The organism is Mucilaginibacter sp. (genome assembly GCF_036568825.1).
Taxonomy (GTDB): domain Bacteria; phylum Bacteroidota; class Bacteroidia; order Sphingobacteriales; family Sphingobacteriaceae; genus Mucilaginibacter.
Genome location: NZ_DATCRU010000050.1, coordinates 1 through 9,504 on the forward strand (window position 1 = coordinate 1; position 9,504 = coordinate 9,504).

12 protein-coding genes and 3 tRNA genes are annotated in these 9,504 nt (G+C 43.1%); 6 read left to right on the plus strand and 9 right to left on the minus strand.

Annotated elements, in window-relative coordinates:
* The 4 genes from VIM89_RS09910 to VIM89_RS09925 all read left to right on the plus strand — a co-directional run.
* The coding region (locus VIM89_RS09910; protein ID WP_488155992.1) for a DUF4010 domain-containing protein at window positions 1-796 on the plus strand (796 nt) is incomplete at its 5' end.
* A gap of 95 nt (window positions 797-891) precedes the next feature.
* A complete protein-coding gene (locus VIM89_RS09915) occupies window positions 892-1,695 on the plus strand; it encodes a polysaccharide deacetylase family protein (RefSeq protein ID WP_488155993.1) in 804 nt (267 codons plus the stop codon).
* Window positions 1,696-1,766: 71 nt separating this feature from the next.
* On the plus strand, window positions 1,767-1,943 hold the full coding sequence (locus VIM89_RS09920; protein ID WP_488155994.1) for a hypothetical protein: 177 nt from the start codon (window positions 1,767-1,769) through the stop codon (window positions 1,941-1,943).
* The gene (locus VIM89_RS09925) at window positions 1,915-2,697 is read left to right on the plus strand and encodes a DUF3050 domain-containing protein (protein ID WP_488155995.1); all 783 of its coding nucleotides are present in this window, start codon (window positions 1,915-1,917) and stop codon (window positions 2,695-2,697) included. Before VIM89_RS09920 ends, VIM89_RS09925 begins: the two co-directional genes overlap by 29 nt.
* A 125-nt stretch (window positions 2,698-2,822) precedes the next feature.
* On the opposite strand, the gene VIM89_RS09930 is transcribed toward VIM89_RS09925, so the two are convergent.
* The 3 genes from VIM89_RS09930 to VIM89_RS09940 all read right to left on the minus strand — a co-directional run bounded on the left by VIM89_RS09930 (window position 2,823) and on the right by VIM89_RS09940 (window position 5,632).
* The gene (locus tag VIM89_RS09930) at window positions 2,823-4,121 is read right to left on the minus strand and encodes a phage integrase SAM-like domain-containing protein (protein WP_488155996.1); all 1,299 of its coding nucleotides are present in this window, start codon (window positions 4,119-4,121) and stop codon (window positions 2,823-2,825) included.
* Window positions 4,122-4,434: 313 nt separating this feature from the next.
* Window positions 4,435-4,507 (minus strand) — tRNA-Lys (locus tag VIM89_RS09935).
* A gap of 111 nt (window positions 4,508-4,618) precedes the next feature.
* Window positions 4,619-5,632, minus strand: coding sequence for a YCF48-related protein (locus VIM89_RS09940; RefSeq protein ID WP_488155997.1), 1,014 nt, complete (start codon window positions 5,630-5,632; stop codon window positions 4,619-4,621).
* 115 nt (window positions 5,633-5,747) lie between these two features.
* On the opposite strand from VIM89_RS09940, the gene VIM89_RS09945 reads away from it, so the two are divergent.
* Window positions 5,748-5,831: transfer RNA gene (locus VIM89_RS09945), tRNA-Leu, on the plus strand.
* 87 nt (window positions 5,832-5,918) lie between these two features.
* Window positions 5,919-6,002, plus strand: a tRNA-Leu gene (locus VIM89_RS09950).
* 114 nt (window positions 6,003-6,116) lie between these two features.
* Here VIM89_RS09950 and VIM89_RS09955 read toward each other — a convergent pair.
* From VIM89_RS09955 to VIM89_RS09980, 6 genes are all read right to left on the minus strand, one after another.
* Window positions 6,117-6,569, minus strand: a complete 453-nt coding sequence (locus VIM89_RS09955) for a hypothetical protein (RefSeq protein ID WP_488155998.1) — start codon at window positions 6,567-6,569, stop codon at window positions 6,117-6,119.
* Window positions 6,570-6,699: 130 nt separating this feature from the next.
* Window positions 6,700-6,942 (minus strand): hypothetical protein, encoded by a 243-nt coding sequence (locus tag VIM89_RS09960; protein WP_488155999.1) that lies wholly within the window; start codon window positions 6,940-6,942, stop codon window positions 6,700-6,702.
* The gene (locus VIM89_RS09965; RefSeq protein ID WP_488156000.1) at window positions 6,939-7,415 is read right to left on the minus strand and encodes a lysozyme; all 477 of its coding nucleotides are present in this window, start codon (window positions 7,413-7,415) and stop codon (window positions 6,939-6,941) included. Before VIM89_RS09965 ends, VIM89_RS09960 begins: the two co-directional genes overlap by 4 nt.
* A 123-nt stretch (window positions 7,416-7,538) precedes the next feature.
* Window positions 7,539-7,865: a hypothetical protein gene (locus VIM89_RS09970; RefSeq protein WP_488156001.1), complete on the minus strand. Its 327-nt coding sequence runs from the start codon at window positions 7,863-7,865 to the stop codon at window positions 7,539-7,541.
* Window positions 7,866-8,077: 212 nt separating this feature from the next.
* Window positions 8,078-8,236 (minus strand): hypothetical protein, encoded by a 159-nt coding sequence (locus tag VIM89_RS09975; RefSeq protein ID WP_488156002.1) that lies wholly within the window; start codon window positions 8,234-8,236, stop codon window positions 8,078-8,080.
* Window positions 8,237-8,417: 181 nt separating this feature from the next.
* A complete protein-coding gene (locus VIM89_RS09980; protein ID WP_488156003.1) occupies window positions 8,418-9,386 on the minus strand; it encodes a right-handed parallel beta-helix repeat-containing protein in 969 nt (322 codons plus the stop codon).
* Window positions 9,387-9,504 lie beyond the last annotated feature (118 nt).

Consider the following 9,504-nt stretch of genomic DNA (forward strand, 5'->3'; position numbering starts at 1 on the left):
ATTTAATCCTCATGATGCCTGGTTGAGCGTCATCGCCATTTCCGGGATTGCCTTTGTGAATTATGTCTGCCTGAAGGTGTTTCATGGCGGAGGGCTGTATTGGAGCGCGGTTTTCGGCGGGCTTGTTAACAGCAGCGCTACAGTGGCAGAACTGGGCAGCCGGGCAGAAAGCAGCGGTATGACAGATAGGGTAAGCGCCCTTTGCTTGTTGACCACCATCGCCATGTTTAGCCGTAACCTGCTACTGGTCGCTCTTTTCTCGCCGCCCTCACTGGCAGCTACTTTATGGCCCCTGATCGTTATGTGCTTGGTGTCCGGCCTTTGGTTATGGCTTGACGTGCATAGGCAAAGAAAATCAAAAAGCGCAAAAGTAAATCAGGAAGTCATTAAACTCGATACTCCGATCTCGCTGAAAAAAGTGTTGAGCTTCGGCCTGCTGTTTATTGTTATACAAGTAGGTGGAATCCTGCTAACAAGGGCGTTTGGTCGTTTTGGTATGCTGGCGACCGGCTTTTTCGGCGGCCTGGCAAGCAGTGCCAGCACCACAGCCGCAGCTGCCAGCATGGCCAGTCACGGACAACTCGGCGCTTCAGTTGCTGGCGACGTAGCGATACTTTCTTCTCTGGCAAGTGCCATCATAAACCTGCCGATTATTTGGCGTACGGTCAGCGACAAAGCAGTGGTCAGGCGGGTAACCCTGGAACTGGCGACCATCGTGCTGAGCGGATTGATGGTTATAGTCCTTGACCAAACTCTTTCATTTTCGGATCACTTACTTGAACTTTTTAAGCGATGATGGCCGGGACACGCAAACACCGTTTCAAACACGCGGATACTTCGCCGGCCATGTTTATTTTTTCAGCCGATTTTTTAAACATTTAATCCCCTCATATGAGATCGATCCTATTGTTCATTTTACTTTTAACAAATACGGTTTACGCACAACAGGTACACTGGCCGGATCATAAAAAAGCCGCCATCGTGCTCACCTATGATGATGCATTGCCTTCACAGCTTGACAATGCTGCCCCGGAATTGAAGCGCGCCGGGCTGAAGGCGACCTTTTTTCTGACCAGTGATATCGACAGCCTCAGCATTCCGCGATGGCGCAAATTGGCGGAGGAAGGATTTGAGTTAGGCAATCACACCGTCTTTCATCCTTGTTCGGGCAGCGACGATAACCCCGTTCCATCCGAACCTTATACCGCTTACCGTGTCATTCGCGAGATTGAGGTGATGGATCGTTTTCTGTTTGCTGTGGACGGCCATACCACGCGCACATTCGCCTATCCCTGTGCTGAAACTTTCGTGGGCGGCAAAGATTATGTCGATTCACTACGCAAATATCGTTTAGTGAAATATGCACGTGCTGGGGGCGACAGCAGCGCGGTCATCACAGATTTTATGCATCTTGACACCTTACGTGTACCGTCCTATGGACTTGATGGCGGTGAAAGTAGTAAGCAATTAATTGCTTTTGTAAAAAGTGTTGAAGCTAAGGGAGGCTTGGGCGTGATCATGATGCATGGCATCGGTGGGGACTATATCACTATATCCGAAGATGCCCATCGAGAATTGATTCATTATCTTCATCAACACCGGCGCAAGCTGTGGGTAACGACCTTTCAACAGGCATTAGATGAGGTATACCGGCAGGTCAAAAGACCGAAGACACATCCAGGTACCTCTACCTAAGCCTATTTTAATACCATTTGTTTTTCCATAATTATGAAAGCGATACCTCTAATTAACCGTTATCTTTGGAGATGTCAAAGAAATCGAAAAAGCCCAAAGGAAAAATCAAGTTGGCAAAAACTGTCGGCGGCGTAGCAAGCTTCACGATTGGACAATTAATCAAACCAACCTCACCATTTGGCGAAGAATCCGCGAAACGTGTATCTTCGCCGCCTGACAATGGAAAAGAAAACAGCATCAAGGGTTGAAAAATTAAAAACCCATATCGCGCAGGTACGGGAAGAGCTTATCGCACATCCCTTATATCATCAATTGGCGACACTCGAAGACTTGCAGAGTTTTACTGAGCAGCACGTCTTTGCAGTTTGGGATTTTATGTCCCTATTGAAGGCCTTACAGCAGCAATTAACCTGTACCACGTTCCCTTGGTTGCCTGTGGGCGATCCTCATACAAGGTACCTGATCAATGAGATCGTGACCGGCGAAGAAAGTGATGTGGATGAGCGGGGTGAACGGGCCAGCCATTTCGAGCTGTATCTGCGAGCGATGGAACAGGCGGGCGCAGATACCTCCACGGTCAACGCATTCATAGGTGCTTTACAAAACGGCACTCCGTTACAGGAGGCAATAACCATGCTACCGGGCGCTGCACTCGATTTCGTGAAACACACGTTTGAAGTGATAGCTACCCAAAAACCTCACATCATTGCAGCCGTCTTTACTTTCGGGCGCGAAGATCTGATTCCATCCATATTCATTGAACTGGTGAGAAAGATAGCTGCCGCATTCCCCGGCAGGCTCGATATTTTAAAATACTATCTGGAAAGGCATATAGAGGTGGATGGAGATCACCATTCGCAACTGGCCTATCAAATGGTCGCCGAACTTTGTGGCGAGGATGAACAAAAATGGCAGGAAGCAGCCGAAGCATCAAATAATGCACTCCGGGCGCGCCTGCAATTATGGGATGGTATTTTGGCCGGACTTGCGGTGCAGATGTGATCTGAGTTGAGCTATTGCTTTCTGTTTATAACATTAGAACTTATATTATTGGACAATAAAGCAAATTCAGATAGGGATTTGCCGTTTTGCTAATCCCTATCTGAAAGATATTCTCACGGATACACCTATACAGCGATCTTTCTTAGCTGGCCTTCGTCAGTAAACACAATCCCTCTAACCCGAGCCAGGGTTTTACTGATCTTATTCCTCTTCACTTTCGCATACCGTTGAGTTGTCCTTGTCGTCTTATGACCTAACATCTTACTTACCTCTTCCAACGAAAATTCCATAATATTCAACATCATATCAGCGAATGTATGCCTCGCCAAATGGGTGTTCAGTTCCCTGTTAATACCGCAGATCACCGCAAGTTCTTTTAGATAGGCATTATATCTTGCATTACTGTTAACCGGTACGAGCAAGCCCTGTACTCGCCGGCACGAATGATCTTTATACCTTTCAATAAGTTCTTCCACAATCGGGAGGATTGGAACCGTTTCACTAACTCCGGTTTTCCCTCTGTCCTTTATTAACCAGGACTCACCGCTTACACCCACTTTTATAATATTCTCTATACTCAGGGCATAAACATCCTGGAAAGCAAACCCGGTAAAACACTGGAAAATAAACGCGTCCCGAACCTCTGCGAGGCGCTGTATAGAGATGTCCTTGTTCCAAATGCGTTCTACCTCGAAATATTCCAATGGTGGAATATCCGTTTCATCCCCTCCACATTTAAACTTGATGATTGGGTTCTTAGGAATCCAATTGCTTGTTTCTGCAACTGTTAAAATCTCTTTCAGGTTTTTTACCTGTTTTTTTGCTGCAGCTTCCCCCAATACTTTTTCACGGTCGATAGTCAGGTAATGATAGAATTTTACCGCAAATGAATAATCCAAATCGGTCAATCCTATATCCTTCAGTCTGAACTGAGTTACTAAAAACTCTTCGATCTTCTTTCTGGTGGCGTTCCACTGCTTTAACGTTTCGGGCGATCTGAGTTTCTTATCGACCATTTTTTTGAAGTTCGCGATATGAAGGTCAGATGCCTGTAGCAGGGTGGGAACAACCTTAACTTCCGGAGTGGGGCCGCCTTTACTTAACATTGGCGGCAAACCCTTGTAAACATTCTTGACCATCAAAGGGGTTATGCGTTCATAACCGGCTTGTAACACGACGAACTCCCTGTTAAGGTCTACTGTTACCTCACTTATTTTAAGATTGGTCTTTTTCTCCAGACTGCCTCCTTTAGCAATCTTATTTTCAACGTCCCAATTATTTAAATGTACTTTCCTGCCGATGGCAAGCTCTTCGGACTCTTCCCCCTCAATACTAATTCTGCAAATAACAGGCGCATATCCTTTGGCGTCTGCTTTTGATTTACGATGCCAGAATAGCAACGTTAATTTTTGATGATTTTTCATTTCAATGAACTTTGGTGAACAATTTGTTTAGCGGGACTCCGAAAACTCAAATTGCTGCCATAAACCATTGTCGTACAATTGATTATTTGTCGAACTGGTGCCCTAAAGATAAATCGACTGGTGCCCAATTCAAATAGGGCACCAGTTGGTTTGATCTGAAATGATTTGAAATGATTTGTTTATTTTTTTGGCAGAATGGCCAAAATCGCATTTGAAATGCATTTTAAACAGAAAAGGCGCATTTTCATGCGCCTTTTGACTTTAAACAGAAGACCGTCTTTCAGGTCTTTGTGATCCCGCTGGGCTCACTTTGTGATCCTGCTGGGACTCGAACCCAGGACCCCAACATTAAAAGTGTTATGCTCTACCGGCTGAGCTACAGAATCAACTTGTACGTTTCCGTTAAAGTGGTGCAAATATAGAGTTTATTGATATTGCTTGCAAACCTATTTTAAATAAATTTTAAAGTGCGGAATAATGGCTTAATAACCAATAAACTACATTTTAAAAATGCCTATTTTCCCACCGTTTCCGGCCAATAGAACAAGTTTTCCGTGCTTGGCTTTGCGGCAAACGTTATAGCTGGTATCGTCTATTTTTGTCCAGGTTTTGCCACCGTCGGTTGTTAAGTTGCTCCCCGGAGTACCGGTTGAGAGAAAAGTTTCACCTGAAATACACTCTACACTTGACTGAAAACCTGCAGGACCGGGGTTAGCAGATTTAATCAAATTAGAGTGATTTGTAAGATATGATGCAACCGAATCTGTTTTTTTATCATCAGCATAATCGCCCCCAACAAAAACTCTTAATGATCCATTAACAGACCATGCAAAAGAGAATGCGCCCTGACTCGGTTTCCCGGATATGATAGGCAAAGGAGAATAATCCCATAAATTGTTGCCAGGCGAATACTCAAGCAGCCGGCTTCTGGTGCCACCAGTTACTATGTTCAATTTGTTTCTATCTACTCTTAAACAGGTACCGCTTGCAGCAAAGGCGGCTTCATCCCGAATGGCATTCGGACATTTTCTGAAAGTCTCCCATCTTTCTCCACCGTCTTTTGTTTGCAGCAATACAAATTTACCATCTATCGGGTCGCCTAGTACATATCCGTTTAGCCGGTCAGAAAAATCCATCGCATCAAGAAAAACGGCGGTATCTATGGTTTTATAATTTACTTTCCAGTTTTGCCCGCCATCTGTTGTTTTCAGGATCACAGTTGGCGTACCCGAACTCATTATAATAGCTTCTTTAGAAGAAAAAGCTTCAATATCCCTGAAATCCGATTTTTCAAAGCCTTTTACCTGTTGCCAGTCCCAGGTTTTTCCGCCGTCTTTGGTTATCGCTATAGTGCCTTTGCTGCCGCTTATCCATGCGACTCTGTCGTCTACAACGGACAAGCCACGGATGCTGGCTGCGTTGCCCTGCTGTAATACTTCGATATGCTGTGCCTTTAAGTTTAAGGCGAAAACGATTAATAATATTACTAAAGTGGCTTTTCTCTTAATCATAATTCGGTTAAATCAGTCATCCGAATTTAGCCTTTATGAGTGTTTTTAGCAAGCGGGCATATTTTAATATTTATTTTGAGCGATATAACATAAACAACTATATTTGCAACCCCAAGCCCGGATGGCGAAATTGGTAAACGTTGCGGTCTCAGAAGCCGTTGAGAATTGTCTCTTGAGAGTTCGAGTCTCTCTTCGGGCACACCATCTTTAGATATGAGATGTGAGATTTTAGATATGAGATGTTTTGGTCTCATTTCTCAGATCTAATATCTCATATCTTTTTTATGCCCGGGTGGCGAAATTGGTAGACGCACCATCTTGAGGGGGTGGCATCCGTAAGGTTGTACGAGTTCGAATCTCGTCCCGGGCACTTTTCTTTTTAGATTTGAGATATGAGACGTGAGATATGAGAAATAGCTTTTCGCTCTCGCACTTATAGTTTGATCTCTCAGATTGTCTCAAATCTCAATACTCATATCTGGTATTACGCCGCTGTTTTAAATTCATGCTCATAGTACCATTGGAGGATGTAGACACCATCGCTCCAGGTCAACTTGCTATCGGAAGCTACTTGGGCAATTAAGATGGACAAATTGTGAAGAAATGCGCTCTTGATATCTCCGTCTAATCCCTGGAGCACTTGTACAGCACATTTTGTTATTTCAGCAGGGTCCGTTAATTGCCCACAGCTATCAGCTAGTTTTAATTCGGTTAGGATAGTGGGTAATTTTGCGCGAAGCCAGTTTTTTACTTCATCGTCAATATTGCCGGGGATGATGGCAGTTAAAATATCTGCGGCGGGAGAATCGACAAAAGTTTTGATGTTTTCGGTGACCTCAACCCCAATGTGGATGGCGATTTTCAATTCAGCGGGAATTCCATCAAATAATGCTTTGATCTGATTCCAGATCTTTGTTAGGAAGGATTGTAAGCTCATAGTTTGTTTAATTAGTGAATTAGTGATTTAGTGAATGGTTGATTGGGTTAAGTGGTTGATTGAGTTGAATGGCTGGACTGTCTGCGATAGAGTAATACTTAACATAATCAACTCAATCAACCACTTAACTTTACTTTTTACTCAGTTCGTCTACCTGGTGCTGCAATACTGAAACCTGTGTTTCGAGTACTTTCAACCTGATATCATATACCCGGTTTTGTGTTTCCTGGCTGAGTTTGATATCATGTATGTCGCTTTTTAATTGCAGGTACGAGGTCATTACTGTTGCCACAATGCTGGCTGTACTGAAGATGGTTACAAGGAGATTTTTGATAGTGATTCCTTTTAATTCGCGATGTTCGATAGTTGTCATGGTGTTTGCGGGGTTGAAAGGAATGAATGGCGTTCGGCAGCACGGCGCTTTGTGAGGGTATCGGATATTACTTTTTGACCAGTTTGCGGATCGGTAATTTTGTTCCACACTAAAAACTGATCTGCTGCCCCGTCGTAATCTTTTGCGTTGAGTTTTCTTAAAAGGGTTGACTCTTTCAGAGCATAGGTACCTTCGTTATAAGTGAAGGAAACTAAAGCGTCAAACTGATTTTGCGTTAATGGGACTTTTACATAACTGTTGACAGCATCTTCGTATTGACCAAGTGTATTGACAAAAATTGCCGATGCCTGAATTTCGCCGGTTAATTTATCGCCGGGTTTTACGGATCTGCCATCGTGGTAGCGGGTTGAGCCGTAGCCAATTGTCCAGATACCAGCTATGTCGCGGTAGGCGGTAAGGCGCAGGCCTTCAAAGCTTTTGATGAGCTTTTCGCCATTTGAACTTAATTTCATAAGATAATAGGAGTTAACGCCAGGCTTTGATTACCCGAGATGTAGTTTTTAGATAAAGGGATAGTATGATTATGCCTTAAAGGAAGTAAGGCACTGAACATATATAAATTTGTATCGAGCTATTTACAGATCAAGCAATTGCTCAATCATTGCACTGGCAATCTCAGCGATATTAGCAACATCTTTATTTTTGTTGCTAATAGCCAGGTAAATACTGTTTTCGGGATTTGAAAAATGCGTGAATGTATCAGTACCAAAATAGTTCTGAACGGCTTGCCGATAAACTACAAAGCGACGTGTCTCGTTTTTAGGTTCAATTATTTGTTTTTGAGTATCAATTGTATGAGCACCCAGAAAACCAAAACTAGCCAATGGGTTTTTTTCATAAATACTCAAAAAAATACTAAAGCATGTAGCGACTATTCTGGCACATTTGCCTTCATTAGTCATTAAATTGAACCGTTGTTTGTTTTTCTTGTGTTGCCGCCTATAAAATTTGAACACATAAATTTGACATGGGTACCTCTCTACTTCAATCAAATAAGGATATTTATCCGTACTAAACTGATATATAGTAAGATGCTCAACATGTTTTCTGTTTGTAGTCAGACCAGAATGGTCGCCCACTCTACGATACGGGTAACTTGTTTCAGGCTCAAACATTAAGGCAATAGATACCGATAAGCGGCAACCCGCCTGGCTTTAATTTCCTCGGCACTTACTTTAGCTAAATAGCCTTTTGTTGTATTAGCAAGCCTAACACTAGCCATGTGTACAGAAACTTCCTTTTTATGGTTAAAAGGTGTTATAAGTTTGCCCATTGCTTTCATCGTTTACTCATTAATAACTGTAAGACAATTAAAAATAAGTAGGGTTTGATTTAGATGTATCTGTTTTCAATTACAAATCTAGTACAAATATTTTTAATTTGTCAACATAAGACGTTTTATACGGGTGATTATTACAAATATGTTATAAACGTCTATAGCATTTTTAGATAATTTAATGTCGATTATCGTGATGACCATGATCATCTTCATCACCTTGGCCGTCATCCAGGTGATGAGGGAGGATCTTCTCGTCTATATCCGCTCCCTGTATATTAGTTTCCCAACCTTTTGGTTTCGATACAGTTTTGGGGTCCCACCAACTATCGGCTTCTTTGCCGTTTTTGTTGAAGAACCTTATCTTGTTATAACTGATCTCTACGTCGTCACTTGGCTGACCTGAATAGTTTCCGTATGAAAGGCCATCGTTTGAGTATCCTGTTGGTGAGCTGTATATGGTATTATGATCCATTTTAATATGGCTGCCGCCCTGCACCTGCATGCCTACAAAGCCACCGTTAATAACTACATTATAGCGAGCCACTTGATAAGTGCCGCCAACGTCGCCTAAAACGATACCGGCTGCACCGCCTGAGTCTTTTATTATTTGACCTCCGCGGATCCAGTTGCCGATCACCTGTATAGAATCACCGGGCAGGCCGTTTGATTTGTATACGCTCAGCAAGTCCTGCGGATGTTCTGCTTCACCTGCAATATTTTCGACCCGGTTATAGTTGATCTGGCTGGCGGGAGCACTTACATTATTAAACTGTACTGCACAACCGGCAGGGAAGGGGCCATTCATATTACGGAAATAGTTGTGGTTTACCTTTACAGTTACCGAACTTTTGGCATTTACGCCGGTTTGCACATTGGCGATGTAACAGCTATCAATCAATACATTTTTACAATTTTCGAGCAGGATGCCTACTTTTTTTGAATCCTTCAGTTTGCATTTGGTGATATGCACGTTTGAACAATCGCGCAGGTAGATGCAGTTGGACAGACCACCGGTTATCTGATAACCTTCGATGGTGACATTGCTGCGGCCGGATATAACGATAGGGCTGCCTGGCTTATACCTTCTTTGAGCAAATGCAACGGTAGTAAGGAATAGTAATGCGATGATTAACAGCTTCTTCATTTTGTTAGATTAATGGGGTAAATTAACTAAAAATTATCAATGTGCTGATGATTGGACAGCTTCTGACGGCGATGGTTTACCGCTGTCAGACATAGAACGCGAATCGGCGGTATTAGTT